Source organism: Polaribacter marinaquae, assembly GCF_038019025.1.
Classification (GTDB): domain Bacteria; phylum Bacteroidota; class Bacteroidia; order Flavobacteriales; family Flavobacteriaceae; genus Polaribacter; species Polaribacter marinaquae.
Map to the genome: position 1 here is coordinate 111,665 of NZ_CP150496.1, position 20,541 is coordinate 132,205.

Genomic DNA, 20,541 nt, shown 5'->3' on the forward strand with positions numbered 1-20,541 from the left:
ATATAAAGGCCATTCGATTAAGAACAGCCTTTATAAAGAGTATTATTTTTTATTGAACTGTAACAGTTCCTTTTGTATAATCTACAGTAACTTTATAAGTTCCGTCTCCAGGAGATTTTACGTTACTTTCATTATCTCTAACTAGCATACCAGCATAAGTTCCGCTTTCTCCCCAGTCATTGTCCCAAGAACCTTGTACTGGTAAAAATTTAAACTCATCTGAAGCGGTTAAAGTTTGTGTAATTTCAAAAACACCATCTTCTAATTTTGTGAAAGCGGGTGCAGATGCATTATCCCAACCATTAGGAGAACCTACTAAATATAAGTTTACAGGTACTTCTACTAAACTAAACGATAAATCGTTAAAGTCTACAGTAACCATAAATGTACCTGCGGCAGCAACTTTAATATTGTTTTCTCCTTCTTGAATGATTTTACCAGGATTATTTGGATCTTCGCCGTAATCACCACTCCAATCACCAGAAACAGGAATCATTTTGAATTCATCTCCTTCAGAAAAAGTTTGCATTCTTGTAAATACTCCATTTCCTGATGTGCTAAATTGTTGAGAAGCATCGGCATTGTTCCATCCATTGTGTGCACCAACCATAAATAAAGTATCGATGTTAGATAGCTTAAAGCTTAAAGTATTAAAATCTACAATTACTAAATAAGTTCCAGCAGTTTCAACTTTAATATTGTTTTCTCCTTCTTGTACTATTTTACCAGGATTGTTAGGGTCTTCACCATAATCACCACCCCAGTCACCAGAAACAGGAATCATTTTAAACTCATCATTTGCAGAAAAAGTTTGAACTCTAGAGAAAACACCATTACCATCGTTGTAAAATTGTTGTGTTGCATCTGCATTGTTCCATCCATTGTGTGCACCAACCATATATAAATTATCTGGTATTGCTGCTTTAAATGCTGTTAACGAAAGCGTAATTAATTCTGATGTTCTATTTAAATCTCCACCAGCAGTTTTTGCAACTGCAATTAATCTAAAATCGAAATCTGTTGCTTCATCAGCTTTTCCTCCAGCAGCAATTACTAAATCATTTAAATTATCATGAGAAATTTCGAATGTATTAGTGTCTGATGAACCAATTAATGTTGCAGCAGCAAAGTTATTTCCTGCTAAATCCATTTCTACATTATAAGTTACGTCTACTGTACTATTAGCAGTAATTTCTGGATCTTCCCAAGTTAAAGTTAATGCAATATCATCTGGATTTGTATCAGTAATAACTACACTAAAACCATTATCAGGACTTGTAAAAGTAGGCGGTGTAACTACAAATTTTGATACTTGAAATAAAATTGTATTCGAAACTTCAGAACCTGTATTTAATCTTAAATAAACTCCAGTTTCTTCATAAGACTTAATGTTAGCATCACTTAAAACGTCGTTAAGTTCTGCAACTGTCATAGAAAAGTTTTTATTTTCTGTAGAACCTAATACAACTGGTGCACTAAACTCTGCATCTAAAGACATTTCTACGCTGTAAGTAGCGCCTGTATTGATATCATCGTTCCAAGTAATTGTGAACGCAGGATTATCTGGTAAAGCAAAATTTAAGAAAATATTGCTAATTCCAGGAGTTTTTAAAACAAACTCAGCTTCTGGGCTTGTTACTGTTAAGCTCTCATTTGCATCACAAGCACCTAAAATAAGTGTTAATGATAAAAATAAGTAGCTTAATTTTTTTATGTATGTATTCATTATATCGCTGTTATAAGTTATTTTGAAATTATAAATTCAAAGGAATTAAGATATAACGACCTGTTAAGTCATTAAACCAAACATCATATTCATCTTCTACAACAACCGGAATTGCACCACCGCTAACAGTAGCTGTTCCAGAGAAAGAAGTTGTATTACCCCACTTAGCACCAGCATCTGTAACAAATTCTACATTTCCTGGGTTTAATTTTACGTTTGAAGCAGTCCAGATATGTCCATCAAAATCTAAAGGAGTTAAGGCTATACTTGCAGTACTTGTACCTTCTAAAGATAAACTTGCAGGACTTGTAATTCCTGTTTCATCAAAAGGTTCAAAAGAAAAAGTGTTACTAGCAAAGTTAATTTTAAAAGTATAAAAACCAGCTGTAATTCCGCTAGCACCTGCAGTAGGAAATCTTTCTGGGTCTGAACCTGTACCATCGTTTACGCCAACAGAAGAACCATCATCTGTACCGTATTGAGGTGTCCATAAACCTTTTGTAGCTAAAACTTTAAAGTGTCCGTTATCTGCAAAGAAACCTGTATAATAATAAGTATTACTATCATCAGCATCTCTAAATAAAGCAGGATTGTTGTTGTTGTTGTTCCAACCTGGTGCAGTTGCATCACCTACAATATAAAAATCGTTAAAAACGTAATTAAAGAAAGGATATACTTCTAAAGTTATTGTGTTTGACGGAGTTTTTGCACCATTTTGAGTTCCTAAAGAAGAAACTACTCTAACATATAAATCTTTCCATTCGAAAGGATTTAAACCTGCATTTCCTGCAGCTGCATTAACTTCGTTTACTGATAAAGTTACCGAGTTTAAACCTGTAACTACAGTAGCAATAGCTGGAGCTGTAAACTCTTCGTCTACAGAAAACTCTACAGTATAATTTACAGCAGCTTGTTGTCCGTAATCTGCTTTATCCCAATTAAGGGTTAAAGCAGGATTATTTGTGTTAACAGCATCTAGTTCTAATTTAGAGAAACTTAATCCTGATAAATTAGCTGCTGTAGGTGTCGATATTTCGAATAATTCAGAACTATCATCACAAGCATTAAATGCTAATAGTAGCATTCCAATGATTGCAAATACTGAAAATCTTTTTATATTTTTCATTCTTAAAATGTATTAGTTTTTAGTAACCTAAGTTTTGTTGTAAGTTTGGACTTGTTGCTAAACTTGCAGAAGGAATAGGGTATAAGTCTAAATGACTTGGTAAAGAAATACCATTTGTACCGTTACCTTTCCATGTCCAATTATAAGAACCACCAGTAAACTTACCAAATCGAATTAAATCTTGTCTTCTATGAGCTTCTAAGTGCAATTCTCTTGCTCTTTCATCTAAGATAAAATCTAAATTTAACTCAGCAGAAGTAATTGTCTCAGGGTTGTTAGCCCTAATTCTTAAATTATTAATGTACGTTAAAGCATTTACTTCTGATGTATTTGTAGCACCTCTTAAGTGAGCTTCTGCATACATTAAATAAACATCTGCAAATCTAAATAAAGGAAAATCTGTGTCAACAAAAGTTTGGTCAGAACCAAAACCTCCTGTAGATTTTGCATTTGAAAATTTCTCGATTACATAACCTTGGTCTTTATTAGAAATATCTAAAATATCGATGCTTCTAGAACCAGAGATAATGTTATTTCTTGTGTCTTGCAAGAAAACACCACCATCAAATAATTGTACAAATTGTTTTCTTAATCTGATTGCTCCTCCCCAGCCACCAGCGCCAACACCTAATGGTGCACCGTTAGCCTCTAAACTACCTACAGAACCGTTTACCAAAACAGTTGTTGGTCCGTAATTTTGAACAATTGTACCGTCTGAAACTAAAGGAAAAATAATTTCATTCGTTGCCGCATTGGTATCATTGTCTGCAGTAAAGTTTAATAAATAATCTGGTGCTAAAGAATACCCAGCGTTAATTATTTTGTTAAGCTCTACAACACATTCGTCATATTTTGCTTCACCAATATATACTTCTGCATTTAAATACAATTTAGCTAAAATCATTGCAGCTACAGCTTTATCTGCTCTACCATGTTCGTTTGTTTTTGCATCTAATAAATCTGCTTCGATAGCTTTTAACTCTGCTTCTACATAAGTAAAAAGTTCTGCTCTGTTTGCTGCTTTTGGTATAGAATTAACTTGATCTTCTTCTGTTACAAAGTTTGCTTGACCAAATAAATCTATTAAGTAATAGTAAGACATTGCTCTTAATAATCTTGCTTCTGCTCTGTAGGTAACAATATCTGCTCTTACATCAGAAGAAACATTTCTACTATCTAATTTTTCTGAAGTGGTTTCTCTTAAAAAATTATTAGCAAAAGCTACAGTTGCATGTGCTCTACTAAACATACCTAAAATTAATGGGTTTTGGTCTGTCCAGTTATTTCTTTGAATCCCGGCAACACCACCATCATTTTCATAAGACCAGATTATTTGATCTGCAGCTAGAGTTTGTAAGTATAATAAAGTTCTACCAAACTGACTTGTACCTGCATCTAAACCAATAATGTTAGAAGATTCTGGGCCATTAATACCTGTTAAAGATAAGTTTGCATAAACACCAGCTAATAATTCTTTATATGAAGTTTCATTGGCGAAAAAGTCTTCTCCTAATAATGTTTGATCATCTTGAGGAGTAATATCTAAATCTTTAGTACATGATGTAAATGAAACGAAAAATATCGTTACCAACATCATTACTTTATATGTTGTTAAATTTGTTTTCATAATTAATTTGATTAAAATTTAATATTAGCTCCTAACAAGAAAGTTCTAGATCTTGGAAAGTTTAGGTTATCTATACCGTTGTTAAAAATTTCTGGATCTAGACCAGAGTAATTTGTAACTGTAAATACATTTTGAACACCTGCCCATAAACGAATGCTGTTTCCAGAGAACTTTTTGATTAATGGATTGATGGTGTACCCGAAAGTAATGTTATCCATTCTTAAGAAAGAAGCGTTTTCTAAATAAATATCAGAAGAAATTACATCTGCTGTATTTCTAAAATTATAATCTAATACAGAAGTAGGTATGTTACCTAAAACTTGCTGATCTTGTAACAAAGCATACTGTGCAGTAGAAGAGTTTACGTTATTGTAAGCGTAATTACCAATACTTGCTCTTAAATTAAAAGATAAATCGAAGTTTTTGTAGTTAAAGTTAGATTGAAAACCTAAAGTTACATCTGCAAGACCATTGTCTTTAATGTATCTATCATCTGCATTTACAATTCCGTCTCCGTTTAAATCTGCATAAGCACCTTCTATAGGAGCACCGTTTGCGTCATATAATTGTTTATAAACGTAAAATGAATTAGGAGCAAAACCTTCTCTTTGCACTTGAATAGTAGCACCTGTACCACCAGCAATAGAACCTACATTTAAATCTCTACCTAACGGAATAGAAGTGATTTCTCTATCGATATAAGTTGCGTTAAAGTTTAAGTTCCAATCAATGTCATCGGTTTTAATTACATCAGAATTTAAAGAGAATTCTACACCTTGTATTTGTAATTCACCAATGTTTCTTGTAATGTTATTGGTAAAGTTTGTACCATCTGCAATAGGAGTATCAAATAATAAATCGTTTGAGTTCTTTTGAAAAACGCCTAATGTACCAGAAACTTTATTGTCAAATAAACCATAATCTAAACCAAACTCTAACGTTGTAGTTTCTTCCCATTTAATATCTGGGTTAAATGGTTGTGGTATTGTAGATTGAATTGCGTTACCATCAAATAAAAATTGCGAGTTACTATTACCAAAACGGTAAGTAGTTAAGTAAATTTCTGGGTTGCTAATATCTTGTTGACCAGTAATACCATAACTTGCTCTTAACTTTAAGTTAGAAACTACATCAGAATCTTTTAAGAAATCTTCGTCACTAATTCTCCAAGCTGCTGCAACCGCAGGGAAATTACCCCATCTGTTTTCTGAACTAAATTTAGAAGTACCATCTCTTCTATAAGATAATGTAAGTAAATACTTTTCTAAAAATGTAAAGTTTGCTCTACCAAAAAAACCAATTAATACCTCTGGTGTATTTACGTAAGTATCTCTACTGCTGTTAGGGTCGTTTAAGTTACCGCTGTTAAAACCGTCTCCAGTAAATTCTTGGTAAGAATAACCTGCAGTAATATCTGCCTTTACGTTTTTAAACTCTTTTGTATAATTAAAGTAAGAATCTAATAATTCGTTATGTCTATTTTGGTTTCCGTAAGAATTATTACCAACTACTACTGTATTAAAACTTCTAGGTCCTAAAACAGATCCGTTAGAAATGTAACTTCCTTCTGTTCTATCGAAACCAACGTTTACAACAAATTTTAGTTCTGGTAAAAAATGGAATTTATAATCTAAATTTAAATTACCGTATTGTCTAAAAGATTTACCAGTGTTGTTGTTTTGTAATAAGCTAGCAACTGGGTTTGTACCACCATTAGCTAATACAAAATCAGAACTTCCGCCTGTGTAATGTTGATAAAAACCACCGTAAGGTCCTGCAGCTCTTACAGGTTGTGTTGGGTCGTATCTTAAAGCAGCACCAATACCACCAGCAGCAAATCTACTATTTGTAAATGCTCTGTTGTAGTTTAAAGAAACCTTTAAATGATCTTCAAAGAAAGAAGGATTCATTGCTAAAGAAACGTTAGCTCTGTCAAATTCTGATGTAATAATTCCACCTTGTTGTTCAGAAAAACCAACAGATAATCTAGTTGGTATTTTATTAAAAAGAGATCCTTTTGCAGTAATGTTGTGTTGTGTAGAAACTGTATTTTGTAAAACTTCGTCTTGCCAGTTTGTGTTGGCGTTACCTAATAAACTAGTATCTAAAGTTGTACCAGAAATTGGTTGAGAGTTTACAAGGTTTCTAAATTCGTCTGCAGAAAATACATTAATTCTATCTAAAACTTCACCAGCACTGTATTGATAATCATAATCTAAAGAGAAAACACTTTTTCCTTTTTTAGTTACAATAATAATAACACCGTTAGAAGCTCTAGAACCATAAATTGCAGTTGCAGAAGCATCTTTAAGTACAGAAAAAGATTCGATGTCTGCCGGGTTAATACTAGAAAGGATTCCTCTACTACCAGCAGTACCGTTATTGGTAACTGGTAAACCATCAATAACAATTAATGGTGCGTTTGATGCACTTAAAGAAGAACCACCACGAATGGTAATTTCAGACCCAGAACCAGGAGCACCACTTGTTGTAATGTTTACACCGGCAACTCTACCATTTAATAAGTTTTCTGGAGTTACAATATTTCCTTTTGTAAATTCTTTTGCAGTAATAGCTTCTACAGAGCCAGTTGCATCTTTAATTGTTGTAGTACCATAACCAACAACAATAATTTCATCTAGTTGTTCAGAAGATTCTGTAAGTTCTACAGTTAAGTTTACTTCTGTACCAATAGTAATTTCTTTATCGGCATACCCTAAGTATCTAAAAACAAGAATAGCTCCTGTATTTACCTTTTCTAATCTAAAGTTTCCGTTAAAGTCGGTTTCTGTTCCTTTAGTAGTACCTTTTACTACTACACTTACACCCGGTAAAGGATCACCCGATGCTTTTTCTTTTACGATACCTTTTACAGTTTGTTGAGCAAACATTGTAAATGAAGTACTTAAAAGAATACCAAATAACAATAATTTAAAGTTTTTCATGTATAATTTGTTAAATAATAACTATATTTTGAATTTGTTATTAACAATAAATTTACATTCCACTCTGTAAATATAGAAGTTAGATTCGCAAATACAATATTTTAAAAGTTACGAAAACGGTTTCGTGTTGACAACTTTACTTAAAATATCATTAAATTATAAAAAAAGACTATTAAAAATTGCATTTTTGTAAAATATGAAGCAAAAAGTTACCATAAAAACAATAGCTAAAGAATTAGGGGTTTCTACTTCAACAGTTTCTAAAGCGTTAAAAGACAGCCACGAAATTAGTAAAGAAACAAAAGAAAAAATTCAAGCTTATGCAGATCTATACAATTATAAGCCCAATAATTTAGCGCTACAATTAAGAAATCAAAAAACAAAACTGATTGGTGTTATACTCCCTAAAATAGTACATCACTTTTTTTCTACTATTATTAAAGGTATAGAAGAAGGTGCGCATGACAAAGGTTATAGAATAATGGTTTGTTTTTCTGATGAGTCTCATACTAAAGAAGTCGAAAACTTAAAGGTCTTGTCAAATGGTAGTGTAGATGGTTTAATTGTATCAATAGCAAATGAAACACTTGCAAATAAAGATTTTAAACATTTTCAAGATTTAGTATCAGAAGAAATACCATTAGTTCTTTTAGATAGGGTAGTAGATGAAATCTTATGCGATAAAGTTGTAGTTGATGATTTCGGAGCAGGCTACAAAGCAACAAAACACCTATTAAATACAGGTTGTAAAAAAGTAGCTATTCTTACCACGCCAGAATACGTTAATGTAGGTACTTTAAGAAGAAAAGGATATGAAAAAGCACTTTTAGAAAGAAAAATACCAATTGATAAAGACTTGATTATTGAAATTGACGAGAAACAAAACGTTAAAGAACAAATAAGACCAGTTTTTGATCATAATATTGATGCAATTTTTGCGGTAAATGAAATTTATGCGGCAAAATCTATAAGAATTGCTAAAGAAAAGAGTATTCGTATACCAGAAGAATTGTCTGTAACTGGTTTTACAGACGGTTTAATTTCAGAATATTCTACACCTTCTATTACTACTATTGCTCAACATGGCTTAACAATGGGAAAGCAAGCAGTAGAGGCGCTTATCAATAGAATAGAAAATGAAAGCGAAAAATTTAATCCTAAAACTATTGTAATTTCTAGCGATTTGAAGCTTAGAGAATCTACGAAACCGTCGTCGTAGATTTGTAAAGTTTTTATTATCAAATTGATAATTTAAGCTTATTTTTGTTGCATTATTACGATTTATCAATAAATTACATTCCACACATGATAATAATTGATAAGTCTAACATGCTTATCGTAATATTAATTTTATAGTATAACGATAATGAACAAAAAGAAATTAAGTTTCTTGCAAATCTGGAACATGAGTTTTGGATTTCTTGGAATTCAATTTGGAATGGCCTTAACAGGTGGTTTCATGTCACGAATATTTCAAACACTTGGTGCAGAAATAGAGGATATTCCTATTCTCTGGGTTGCAGCTCCGTTAACAGGTTTAATTGTGCAGCCAATTATTGGTTACATGAGTGATAGAACTTGGAGTCCTAAGTGGGGTCGAAGAAGACCTTACTTTTTAATTGGTGCTATTCTAAGTTCTTTGGCGTTAATTATAATGCCACATTCGCCTACTTTATGGGTTGCAGCTGGTTTTCTATGGGTTTTAGATGCTTCTATTAACATTTCTATGGAGCCTTTTAGGGCTTTAGTTGCAGATAAATTACCAAGTTCTCAAAGATCTTATGGTTTTGTAATTCAAACACTTATTATTGGTGTTGGTACTTGGGTTGCTAGTAGTTTGCCTTGGATGGTTTCTCAATTTGGAGTAAGCGATTCTGCAGCTTCTGGTATTGTACCAATGTCTGTTAAAGTTGCTTTTACAATTGGTGCAGTAGTATTTTTATTAAGTATCTTATATACTGTTTTTACTACGAAAGAGTATCCGCCAGAAGACATGCAAGCTTTTGAAGAAGAAAAGGCGCAAAAGAATAGGTTTGTTGCAGATATTTTAGAAAATATTGGAAACATGCCTACGATTATGAAAAAGTTAGGTGTAGTTCAATTTTTTAGCTGGTTTGCTTTTTTCACTATGTGGTCTATGGCAAACCCTGCATTAACAGAACATGTTTTTAAAACACCTGCTCCTGTAGAAAAAGAGTACGTAATGTCTAATCCAGTACAAAAAGCTGCTTTTGATGTTGAAAATACTGCTTTTCAAAAATCTTCTAACGAAGTAGGTTCTTACATGGGTATTTACGGTTTGTCTTCTATGGCTTTTGCTTTAATTCTTGTATTGTACACAAGAAAAAGAAGAATCAACAGAAAATACATACATATGGGTTCTCTTATATTAGGAGGATTAGGTTTTATTCTAATGTATTTTATTCCTTCACCAGAATATTTAGCAATTTCATTTATTCTTATCGGTTTTGCATGGGGTAGTATTTTATCTATGCCTTACGCAATGTTATCTAGTGCTGTAAATCCTACCAAAATGGGAGTATTTATGGGGATTTTTAACATGTTTATAGTAATACCGCAAATAATTGCAGCTTTAGGAGGTATCAACTTTGTATCTAATTTATTAGGGGAAGAAACTATTAATGCTATGATTGTAGCAGGTTTAAGTTTAATTATTGCAGGACTTAGTAATTTTTTAATTACAGAAAAAAATGCAATTACATATCAAGAGAACAATTAAAAAATGAATAAGAAAGGATTTATTTTCGATTTGGATGGTGTTATTGTTGACACTGCCAAATATCACTACTTAGCTTGGAAAAAATTAGCTAATCAATTAGGTTTTGAATTTACTGAAGAACAAAACGAATTATTTAAAGGCGTTAGTAGAAAACGTTGTTTAGAAATTCTTTTAGAAATAGGAAATAGAGAAGCAACTAAAGAAGAGTTTGATACTTGGATGATCGACAAAAATGTAGATTATTTAGAGTATATAAAAAACATGGATGCATCAGAAATATTACCAGATGTACCTAAGATTTTACAATTTTTAAAAGAAAATAATGTTCCGATTGCTTTAGGTTCTGCAAGTAAAAACGCACAACCAATTTTAGAAAAAGTAGGTTTATTACATTATTTCGATACAATTGTAGACGGTAACAATGTTACAAAAGCAAAACCAGATCCAGAAGTATTTCTTTTGGCAGCAAAACAATTAAATGTTTTGCCAGAAAACTGTGTTGTTTTTGAAGACGCGGTTGCTGGTGTAGAAGCTGCAAATGCAGCTAATATGGTAAGTATTGGTATTGGAGACGATAAGGTCTTATCAGAAGCACAATTTAATTTTGTAGACTTCACAGAAATTAATACCGATTTTATTAAAGAGTTATTAGAAAAATAAGAAAGGAGAAGATAGAAATAAGAAAATTTTATTTTTTCTCTATTCTTTTCTCTTAAAAGAAAAAAAAATGAATCAAGATTATATACAACCAAATGAATGGTCAATTCTAGAAGAAGGATTTGATGCTCAAAAGGTAAAATCTTCAGAAAGTTTGTTTAGTATTGGTAATGGTGCCATGGGACAAAGAGCTAACTTCGAAGAACAATATACAGGTAGTACATTTCAAGGAAGTTATATTGCAGGTGTATACTATCCAGATAAAACCAGAGTTGGTTGGTGGAAAAACGGATATCCAGAATATTTTGCAAAAGTTTTAAACGCTCCAAATTGGATTGGTATAAACGTACTTGTAAATAACGAAAAATTAGATTTACATACGTGTAAAGAAGTTTCAAAATTTAAGAGAGAACTTAACATGAAAGAAGGTTGGTTGTCTAGAAGTTTTGAAGCTGTTTTGCAAAACGATGTAAAAATAAAAGTAGACACAAAACGTTTTTTAAGTTTAGAGTTAGATGAAGTTGGTACAATAAGTTACAATGTAACACCAATAAATTCTGATGCAAAAATTACCTACACACCTTATTTAGACGCAGGTATTACAAATGAAGATACCAATTGGGATGATCAATTTTGGGATGTTTTAGAAGTATCTCAAAATAATCAGCAATCTTTTATCGAGGCAAGAACCATGAAAACGCATTTTTACACATGCACATTTATGCAGTCTCGTTTGTTTGTAAATGGTAATGAAGTTTCTGCAGATTGTGAAAATGCAAAAACAGATAAAACAGCTTCTTGTAGCTATACACAAGAGATAAAACAGAATGAAACCTACACAATTCACAAATTTGGTGGTTATGTTGTAGATAGAAACCATAAAAAAGAAGCTTTATTAGGTGCTGCTAGAGAAGCATTAGATAAAGCCGTTAGTTTTGGTTTTGATGCATTATTAGAAATGCAAATTCAGTCTTGGGCACAAATCTGGAAAATGTCTGATATTACTATTGAAGGTGATGTAAAGGCACAACAAGGAATCCGTTTTAATATTTTTCAATTAAACCAAACGTATTTAGGCACAGATGCCTCTTTAAATATTGGCCCTAAAGGATTTACTGGAGAAAAATATGGTGGAAGTACATATTGGGATACCGAAGCATATTGTATTCCTTTTTACATGGCAACTAAAGATCAATCTGTAGCAAGAACTTTACTAGAATACCGATACGAGCATTTAGAAAAAGCTATCGAAAACGCAGCTAAATTAGGCTTTAAAAACGGAGCAGCATTGTATCCAATGGTTACAATGAACGGAGAAGAATGCCATAATGAATGGGAAATTACCTTCGAAGAAATTCATAGAAATGGTGCTATTGCATTTGCTATTTTTAATTATTTCCGTTTTACAGAAGATTACTCTTACATTCCAGAAAAAGGATTGGAAGTTTTAATAGGAATTGCACGTTTTTGGCATCAAAGAGTTAACTTTTCTTCTGATAAAGAGAAGTTTGTAATGTTAGGTGTAACGGGTCCTAATGAATATGAAAATAACATTAACAATAATTTTTATACAAATTACATAGCAAAATGGTGTATTGAGTATGCTTTAGAAAATATTGATATTGTTAAAAATGATCATATTTCAGATTACATCAGAATTAAAGAAAAAGTAAATATTACTGATGAAGAATTGGCTTCTTGGAAAAATGTTGCAGACAATATGTATTTTCCTTTCTCAGAAAAGCATAATGTTTACTTACAACAAGATGGTTTCTTAGATAAAGAATTAATTACTGTAGCAGATTTAGATAAAAGCCAAAGACCTATAAACCAGAAATGGAGTTGGGATAGAATTTTACGTTCTCCGTACATAAAACAAGCTGATACTTTGCAAGGTTTTTATATGTTTGAAGATCAGTTTTCTACGGAAGAATTAGAGCGTCATTTCGATTTTTACGAGCCATTTACGGTTCATGAAAGTTCTTTATCGCCTTGTGTACACAGTATTCAGGCTGCTAAATTAGGTAGAATGGAGCAAGCTTATGAATTTTACTTAAGAACTTCTAGATTAGATTTAGATGATTATAATCATGAAGTAGAAGAAGGTTTACACATTACTTCTATGGCAGGAACTTGGATGAGTATTGTAGAAGGTTTTGGTGGTATGAGAATTGTAAATAATACACTTTCTTTTACACCAAGAATACCAGATGGCTGGAAATCTTACTCTTTTAAAGTAAATTTTAGAAATCAAGTAATTACAGTTAACGTTTCTCAAAACGGAACAAGTTTTGAGTTAAACGGAAAACAAGAAATAAACATTTTAGTTAACGGAGAAAAAGTAGTTGTATCTCCTAATAGCTTATTAACAGTTTAAATTAGTAGTTCATGAAACTTATCAGAAACATTTTTTTAGTTGCAATTTTAGTTGCTTTACAATCTTGTAATACATCAGAATCCTCTAAAAATGTTTCTGAGGTTTCTATTTCTAATACTTTTTTAGAAAGAGTAGAACCGCCAAATTGGTTTGTAGATTTTAAAAATACATCACTACAATTATTAGTAAAAGAAGAAAGTATTGGCAATGCTACACCAACAATTTCTTACGCAGGCGTTACAATTAAGAAAGTAAACAAAGCAAAAAGTAAAAATTACCTTTTTATTGATTTGGATATTGATAAAAACACAAAACCAGGAAAATTTGACATTGTTTTTAAATTCGAAAACGGTTCTAAAAAAACACATACTTACGAGTTGAAATCTCGAGTAAAAGCTGCAGAAGATTTTATAGGTTTTAATAATTCTGATGCTATTTATTTAATTACTCCAGATCGTTTTGCAAATGCAGATGCATCTAACGATATCAACAAAAATTTACATGAAACTACTATTGATAGGTCGCATGGTTACAAGCGTCATGGTGGTGATATACAAGGAATAACAAATCATTTAGATTATATAGAAAACCTAGGTTTTACTTCGGTTTGGCCAACACCGGTGTTAGAAAACAACATGTACAATGGTTCTTACCACGGATATGCAATTACAGATTATTATAAAGTAGATCCTCGTTTTGGTAATTTATCTGACTATAAAAAATTAGCAGATGAATTAAGAAAAAGAGGCATGAAATTGATAATGGATCAAGTTGCAAATCATTGCGGTTTAGAACATTGGTGGATGAAAGATTTACCTTTTGAAGATTGGGTAAATAATCAAAAGAATTATGAAGAAAACATAGAAAACTGGAACAATAAAACCAACATAAATTCTAATCATAGAAGAACCACTAATCAAGATTCTTATGCTTCAGAAAGTGATAGAAAAGGAAACAACGAAGGTTGGTTTGTATCGACAATGCCAGATTTAAATCAGAGGAATCCGTATTTAGCAAAATATATTATTCAGAATAGTATTTGGTGGATTGAAACGTTAGGTTTAGGCGGAATTAGACAAGACACTTATCCTTATCCAGACAAAGATTTTATGTCTGATTGGGCTGGTGCAATTATGTATGAATATCCTAATTTTTCTATTGTAGGAGAAGAATGGAGTTACAATCCTTTATTGGTAGGTTATTGGCAAAAAGGCGCAAAAAACAAAGATGGTTATGAGTCTAATTTAAAATCTACCATGGATTTTCCAATGCAAAAAGCCATTATTGAAGGTATTAATGAAGAAGAATCTTGGGACAAAGGTTTGGTAAAATTATACGAAGGTTTGGCAAATGATTTTTATTATGCTTCACCAAAAGATATTATGGTTTTTTTAGATAATCATGATAAAAGTAGGTTGTTTACCGAAGTGCAGGAAGATGTTGTAAAAGCAAAAATGGCATTAAGTTATATGTTGATGTTGCCTAGAATTCCGCAAATATATTACGGTACAGAAATTTTAATGAATGATACTGCAAAGCCTGGTGACCATGGTTTGATAAGAACCGATTTTCCTGGAGGTTTTAAAGACGATGCAATAAATGCTTTTACAAAAGAAGGTTTATCAGAAGAACAAAAATCGATGCAAAATTTTGTAAAAGCCATTTTAAATTATCGTAAAAATAGTGATGCAATTAAACAAGGTAAAACTTTACATTTTGCACCATATAAAGGAACTTATTTCTTATTCAGAATTTATAATGATGAGGTAGTTGTTCATATCATTAATAAAAATAAAAGTTCAATTTCGTTAGATTTAAATCGATTTAAAGAAGTTGGTTTAGAAGGTAAAAAGTTTAAAAATCTAATTACCGGAGAAAGTTTTATATGGAATGATGTCATAGAACTATCAGAAAAAGGAAGTACGATTTTAACTACAAAATTATAATTCAACTTTTAGTATTGTTACTTTTATAAATTTCGATTTAACCATCAAATTGTATAGATAACAATTCAAAAAATATATAAACATGAAATATTTATCATTATTATTCTCTCTTATGATGCTATTTTCTTGCAAACAAACAAAACAAGAAATAGTTAAAGAGGAGGTTAAAAAAACTAAGATTAATGCTGAAGTTTTAAAATCTGTGCAATTATCCGCAGGAAAAATAATCCGTATTGATTCTTTTCCTGCAAAACACATTACACCAAGACCTGTAGATGTTTGGTTGCCAGAAAATTATTCTGATGAAAAAAAATATGCAGTTTTATACATGCACGATGGTCAAATGTTATTCGATGAAACGTCTACTTGGAATAAGCAGGAATGGAAAATAGATGAAGTTGCTTCAAAATTAATGAAAGAAGGTATTACCAAAGATTTTATAGTAGTTGGTATTCATAACATACCTGAGATAAGATGGCTAGATTTGTTTCCAGAAAAAGCTATGAACTTTTTATCTGCAGAAGAGTTAGAAACTTTAAAAAGTTTTTCTAATAGTAGTTTTGGTTTAGAAGATTTAACAGGTGATGCATACTTGCAATTTCTAGTAAAAGATTTAAAACCTTACATAGACGCAACCTACGCTGTACATACAAATAAAGAAAATACGTTTATAGCTGGTTCTTCTATGGGCGGTTTAATGTCTATGTATGCAATTTCTCAATATCCAGCTATTTTTGAAGGTGCTGCTTGTATCTCTGTACATTGGGTTGGCGCTTTACCAAAAGAGAATAATCCGTTACCAAATGCTATTTTTACTTATTTGGAAAAGAATATTCCGAATGCAAAAACACATAAAATATATTTTGATTACGGTAACAAAACTTTAGATCAGTATTATCCACAGTATGCACCTAAAGTAGATGCTATTTTTTTAGAAAACGGTTATACAGAAGCCAATTATAGAAACTTATTTTTCGAAGGAACAGATCATTCAGAAATTTCTTGGCAAAATAGAATTCATATTCCGTTAACTTTTCTGTTGAAGAAATAATAGATACACTCATTATAATTTAGTTGTTTATAAAATATGAAAACACTTAAGCTATTTATTTTATTACTTTTTTTATCAATTTCTTCATTTTCTCAAAATTCAAGTAGAATTTTTCAAAATGTTGATCAATCTAAAAATAGATTAGAGGTTCATGTAAATGATGGGACTTATTTTATAGAATTTTATTCTGATAAAATTGTAGAAACTACATTTATTCCGAAAGGAGAAGCTTACACAAAAAAATCGCATGCAGTTATTTTGGAGCCTAAAAAGGTTACTGTAACACCTTTAATTACTGATGATAAAAGTGTTTTTAATACAACCGGAATTTCTGTACACATCAATCACAATCCTTTTCAAATTGAATATCAATTTAACGGAGAAGTTGTTACATCAGAAAAATTAGGATATTATAAATCTAAACATGTTCCTTTAGAAAATGTAAAAGGAAATATAGTATATGATTTTACAGAGAAAATTGAATTTAATTTAACAAAAGACGAAATTTTATTTGGTGGAGGTTCTAGAGCTTTAGGTATGAATAGAAGAGGTAATCGATTAGCTTTATACAATAGAGCGCAATATGGTTATGAAACAAAAGCATCACTAATGAATTTTACTTTGCCGTTGGTAATTTCATCTAAGAAATACATGATTCATTTTGATAATGCACCAATTGGATATTTAGATTTAGATAGTAAAAAAGACAATTCTTTAACCTACGAAACTATTTCTGGTCGTAAAACATACCAAGTTGTTGTTGGTGATTCTTGGGAAGATTTAATAGAAAATTATACACAGTTAACAGGTAAACAACCATTGCCAGCTAGATGGGTTTTAGGAAATTTTTCTAGTAGGTTTGGTTATCATTCACAGCAAGAAACAGAAAAAACGATTGCTAAATTTCAAGAAGAAGAGATTCCTGTAGATGCTGTTATTTTAGATTTGTATTGGTTTGGTAAAACAATTCAAGGTACAATGGGTAATTTAGAAGTTGATAAAGATTCTTTTCCTGATATGAAAGGAATGATTTCTAGATTGAAAAATAAAGGAGTTAAAACTGTATTAATTACAGAGCCTTTTATTTTATCAAATTCTTCTAAATGGAAAGAAACTGCAGAGAAAGGAGTTTTAGCCACAGATTCTGTACAAAAGCCAGCTAAATATGATTTTTACTTTGGAAATACTGGTATTGTAAATATTTACAAAAAAGAAGGAAAAGATTGGTTTTGGAATATTTATAAAGACCTATTAAATATTGGCGTAAAAGGACTTTGGGGAGATTTAGGAGAACCAGAAGTGTTACCGTATTGGGTAAATTTTGGAACTAAAAAAGCAGATGAAATTCATAATATTTACGGTCATGATTGGGCTAGATTAATTTTTGAAGGTTATCAGAAAGAGTATCCAAACGAAAGACCCTTTATTTTAATGCGCGCTGGTGCTGCTGGTTCGCAACGTTTTGGTATGATACCTTGGTCTGGTGATGTAAATAGAACTTGGGGCGGATTGCAAAGTCAACCAGAAATTGCATTGCAAATGGGAATGCAAGGTTTTGGATATATGCATTCTGATTTAGGTGGTTTTGCCGGAGCAAATTTAGACGATAATTTATATACACGTTGGTTGCAATATGGTGTTTTTCAGCCGATATTTAGACCGCATGCGCAAGAAGAAGTAGCTAGCGAGCCCGTTTTTAGAACTAAAGAAACAATGCAATTAGCAAAAAAATCTATTGAATTGCGTTATAAATTATTGCCTTATAACTACAATTTAGCTTTTCAAAATAATCAAAAAGGAACACCTTTAATGCGTCCTGTTTTTTTTGAAGAAGATACGCCTGAATTAATTACAAATTCATCTACTTATTTGTGGGGAAAAGATTTTTTAATTACACCAATTTTAAAAGATTCTGTGATTACAAAACAAGTATTTTTTCCTAAAACTGCCAATTGGATAGATTTTTATACAAATGAAAAAGTAGAAGGCGGGCAATTTAAAATGGTTAATGTAAAAGAGAATTCAATACCTACTTATGTAAGAGAAGGCGCATTTATTTTAATGTCTGATGTTGTGCAAAGTACAGACAACTATAATTCGGATAAATTGCAAGTTCATTACTACTTTAATAAAGAAAAGCAAGCAACAAAAAGAACTTTTTATAATGATGATGGCGAAACAGCTAATTCTTTTGAAAAAGGCGCTTATGAAATTTTAGAGTTTGACGCTGCTTTTTCAAAGAAATATTTAGAAATAGAGTTTGATGTTGTTTTAGGTAAAAATTGGAATCCGAAGAAAAAAGAAATCCAATTAATTATTCATAATATCAATTTCAATCCTAAAAAAATCAAAGTAAACGGAAAAAGAAAAAGAGTTTCTGTGGATAGTAATACACTTTCGATTCCTTTAACATGGAGTACTGATAAAGAATTAGAAATAGAAATTTCATTAAAATAAATAAAAATAATGAAGGGAATTAATAGCGCTTTAGTAACTTTAATTTTGATTATAACTTTAGGTTGTACATCAGAAAAGAAAACAGAAATAAAAGAAAAATCTGTGTCGAGTAAAAAAAAGGTAGTTGTTTATCAGGTGTTTACAAGATTATTTGGTAACACAAATACAACGAATAAGCCTTGGGGAACAATAGAGGAAAATGGTGTAGGTAAGTTTAACGACTTTACAGATAAGGCGTTAAAAGAAATTAAAGATTTAGGAATTACTCATATTTGGTACACAGGTGTGCCGCATCATGATGTTATACGTGATTACACAGCATTCGGTATTTCTAATGACGACCCAGATGTAGTAAAAGGTAGAGCAGGTTCTCCTTATGCTGTAAAAGATTATTATAATGTAAATCCAGATTTAGCAGAAAATGTAGCAAATCGATTAGAAGAATTTGAAGCTTTAATTGATCGTTCACATAAAAATGGTTTAAAAGTTATTATAGATATTGTACCAAATCATGTGGCTAGAAACTATCAAAGTTTAACAAACCCAAAAGGAACAAAAGATTTTGGTGCAGATGATGATACTTCTGTAGTATATCATGTCGATAATAATTTTTATTACACACCAAATAAAGCATTTGAAGTTCCAGATTTTTTAAATGGTTATAAACCTTTAGGAGGAGAAAAAAATGTTTTGTCTGATCTAAAATTTGAAGAATATCCAGCAAAATGGACAGGAAATGGATCTAAATCTGTAAAACCTAGTTTTTATGATTGGTATGAAACTGTTAAAGTAAATTACGGTATTTCGCTAGAAGGAAAAAAAGAGTTTGATGAATTGCCACAAGGTTTTGATAATGAAGATTACAAAAAACATTTTAAGTTTTGGCAAGATAAAAAAGTGCCAAATTCTTGGGTGAAATTTAAAGATATTGCTTTGTATTGGACTGCAAAAGGTGTTGATGGTTTTAGATATGATATGGCAGAAATGGTACCTGTAGAATTTTGGAGCTATATGAATTCTGCAATTAAAATGAAAAATCCAAATGCTTTTTTATTGGCAGAGGTATACAATCCAAAAATGTATAGAGATTACATTAAAAAAGGAAAAATGGATTATTTATATGACAAAGTACAGTTATATGATACTATAAAACATGTAATGCAAGGTCATGGTTTAACAGATAACATTCCGCCAATTCAAGAAGAATTGAAAGATATAGAACATCATATGTTACATTTCTTAGAAAATCATGACGAACAAAGAATTGCAAGTCCAGAATTTGCTGGTAGTGCAGAAAAAGGAAAACCAGCAATGGTAGTTTCTACAACCATTTCTACAGCACCAACTATGGTTTATTTTGGGCAAGAATTTGGTGAGGATGGTTCTGAAAACGCAGGATTTGGAACACCGTCAAGAACTTCTATTTTTGATTATGTAGGTGTGCCATCTTTACAAAGGTGGGTAAATAATAAACAATTTGATGGCGGTAAATCTACAAAGCAAGAATTGGCTTTAAGAGATTTTTACAAGCGATTGTTAAATTTTACCATTAAAAGTGATGCTTTAATGGGTAATTATAAAGATATTCATAAATACAACAGAGACAATACAGCTAACTATTCTTCTAAAATATTATCTTTTGTACGTTGGTCTGAAAACGAAAAATTGATAATTGTTTCTAATTTTGATGATCAAAAAGAATTTGAGTTCAATTTAGAAGTTCCGGCAAACATCATAAAAAAATGGAATTTAAAAGACGGAGATTATGTCGTAAAAGACCAATTATACTTAGAAAAATCTTTTGGTTTAAAGGTTAAAGAGGGTAGAGGTACTATAGACTTACAAATTAATCCATTAGAATCTTACATTTTAAAACTTCAATAATAATT

Annotated in this window: 12 protein-coding genes; 8 read left to right on the forward strand and 4 right to left on the reverse strand. The window is 31.2% G+C overall.

Annotated features, from left to right (window positions below):
* Positions 1–49: 49 nt before the first annotated feature.
* Genes WG950_RS00515 through WG950_RS00530 form a run of 4 tightly spaced genes read right to left on the reverse strand, consistent with a single transcriptional unit; the run spans position 50 to position 7,424 of the window.
* On the reverse strand, positions 50–1,726 hold the full coding sequence (locus WG950_RS00515) for a SusE domain-containing protein (protein WP_340933373.1): 1,677 nt from the start codon (positions 1,724–1,726) through the stop codon (positions 50–52).
* A gap of 28 nt (positions 1,727–1,754) precedes the next feature.
* Positions 1,755–2,852, reverse strand: coding sequence for a SusE domain-containing protein (locus WG950_RS00520; protein WP_340933374.1), 1,098 nt, complete (start codon positions 2,850–2,852; stop codon positions 1,755–1,757).
* Between the two features lie 19 nt (positions 2,853–2,871).
* The gene (locus WG950_RS00525) at positions 2,872–4,479 is read right to left on the reverse strand and encodes a RagB/SusD family nutrient uptake outer membrane protein (protein WP_340933375.1); all 1,608 of its coding nucleotides are present in this window, start codon (positions 4,477–4,479) and stop codon (positions 2,872–2,874) included.
* Between the two features lie 11 nt (positions 4,480–4,490).
* Complete coding sequence (locus tag WG950_RS00530; protein WP_340933376.1) at positions 4,491–7,424, reverse strand: SusC/RagA family TonB-linked outer membrane protein; 2,934 nt, start codon at positions 7,422–7,424, stop codon at positions 4,491–4,493.
* Between the two features lie 196 nt (positions 7,425–7,620).
* Here WG950_RS00530 and WG950_RS00535 point away from each other — a divergent pair, with 196 nt between their 5' ends.
* From WG950_RS00535 to WG950_RS00570, 8 genes are all read left to right on the forward strand, one after another.
* Positions 7,621–8,643 (forward strand): LacI family DNA-binding transcriptional regulator, encoded by a 1,023-nt coding sequence (locus tag WG950_RS00535; RefSeq protein ID WP_077809609.1) that lies wholly within the window; start codon positions 7,621–7,623, stop codon positions 8,641–8,643.
* 147 nt (positions 8,644–8,790) lie between these two features.
* Positions 8,791–10,164 (forward strand): MFS transporter, encoded by a 1,374-nt coding sequence (locus tag WG950_RS00540; protein ID WP_340933378.1) that lies wholly within the window; start codon positions 8,791–8,793, stop codon positions 10,162–10,164.
* A 3-nt stretch (positions 10,165–10,167) separates the two neighbouring features.
* On the forward strand, positions 10,168–10,824 hold the full coding sequence (gene pgmB, locus WG950_RS00545) for a beta-phosphoglucomutase (RefSeq protein WP_077809607.1): 657 nt from the start codon (positions 10,168–10,170) through the stop codon (positions 10,822–10,824).
* Positions 10,825–10,891: 67 nt separating this feature from the next.
* The gene (locus WG950_RS00550; RefSeq protein WP_340933385.1) at positions 10,892–13,198 is read left to right on the forward strand and encodes a glycoside hydrolase family 65 protein; all 2,307 of its coding nucleotides are present in this window, start codon (positions 10,892–10,894) and stop codon (positions 13,196–13,198) included.
* A gap of 11 nt (positions 13,199–13,209) precedes the next feature.
* Positions 13,210–15,144 (forward strand): glycoside hydrolase family 13 protein, encoded by a 1,935-nt coding sequence (locus tag WG950_RS00555; protein WP_340933388.1) that lies wholly within the window; start codon positions 13,210–13,212, stop codon positions 15,142–15,144.
* Positions 15,145–15,226: 82 nt separating this feature from the next.
* The gene (locus WG950_RS00560) at positions 15,227–16,195 is read left to right on the forward strand and encodes an alpha/beta hydrolase (RefSeq protein WP_340933390.1); all 969 of its coding nucleotides are present in this window, start codon (positions 15,227–15,229) and stop codon (positions 16,193–16,195) included.
* Positions 16,196–16,231: 36 nt separating this feature from the next.
* Positions 16,232–18,652 (forward strand): TIM-barrel domain-containing protein, encoded by a 2,421-nt coding sequence (locus tag WG950_RS00565; protein ID WP_340933392.1) that lies wholly within the window; start codon positions 16,232–16,234, stop codon positions 18,650–18,652.
* 9 nt (positions 18,653–18,661) lie between these two features.
* The gene (locus WG950_RS00570) at positions 18,662–20,536 is read left to right on the forward strand and encodes an alpha-amylase family glycosyl hydrolase (RefSeq protein WP_340933394.1); all 1,875 of its coding nucleotides are present in this window, start codon (positions 18,662–18,664) and stop codon (positions 20,534–20,536) included.
* The last annotated feature ends 5 nt before the right edge of the window (positions 20,537–20,541 follow it).

Bases quoted from the DNA above. Each gene is read 5' to 3' on its own strand.
- WG950_RS00530 (WP_340933376.1), bottom strand. From the start codon at position 7,424: ATGAAAAACTTTAAATTATTGTTATTTGGTATTCTTTTAAGTACTTCA.
- WG950_RS00555 (WP_340933388.1), top strand. From the start codon at position 13,210: ATGAAACTTATCAGAAACATTTTTTTAGTTGCAATTTTAGTTGCTTTA.
- WG950_RS00570 (WP_340933394.1), top strand. From the start codon at position 18,662: ATGAAGGGAATTAATAGCGCTTTAGTAACTTTAATTTTGATTATAACT.
- WG950_RS00540 (WP_340933378.1), top strand. From the start codon at position 8,791: ATGAACAAAAAGAAATTAAGTTTCTTGCAAATCTGGAACATGAGTTTT.
- WG950_RS00525 (WP_340933375.1), bottom strand. From the start codon at position 4,479: ATGAAAACAAATTTAACAACATATAAAGTAATGATGTTGGTAACGATA.
- WG950_RS00535 (WP_077809609.1), top strand. From the start codon at position 7,621: ATGAAGCAAAAAGTTACCATAAAAACAATAGCTAAAGAATTAGGGGTT.
- WG950_RS00520 (WP_340933374.1), bottom strand. From the start codon at position 2,852: ATGAAAAATATAAAAAGATTTTCAGTATTTGCAATCATTGGAATGCTA.
- WG950_RS00565 (WP_340933392.1), top strand. From the start codon at position 16,232: ATGAAAACACTTAAGCTATTTATTTTATTACTTTTTTTATCAATTTCT.
- WG950_RS00560 (WP_340933390.1), top strand. From the start codon at position 15,227: ATGAAATATTTATCATTATTATTCTCTCTTATGATGCTATTTTCTTGC.
- WG950_RS00515 (WP_340933373.1), bottom strand. From the start codon at position 1,726: ATGAATACATACATAAAAAAATTAAGCTACTTATTTTTATCATTAACA.
- WG950_RS00550 (WP_340933385.1), top strand. From the start codon at position 10,892: ATGAATCAAGATTATATACAACCAAATGAATGGTCAATTCTAGAAGAA.
- pgmB (WP_077809607.1), top strand. From the start codon at position 10,168: ATGAATAAGAAAGGATTTATTTTCGATTTGGATGGTGTTATTGTTGAC.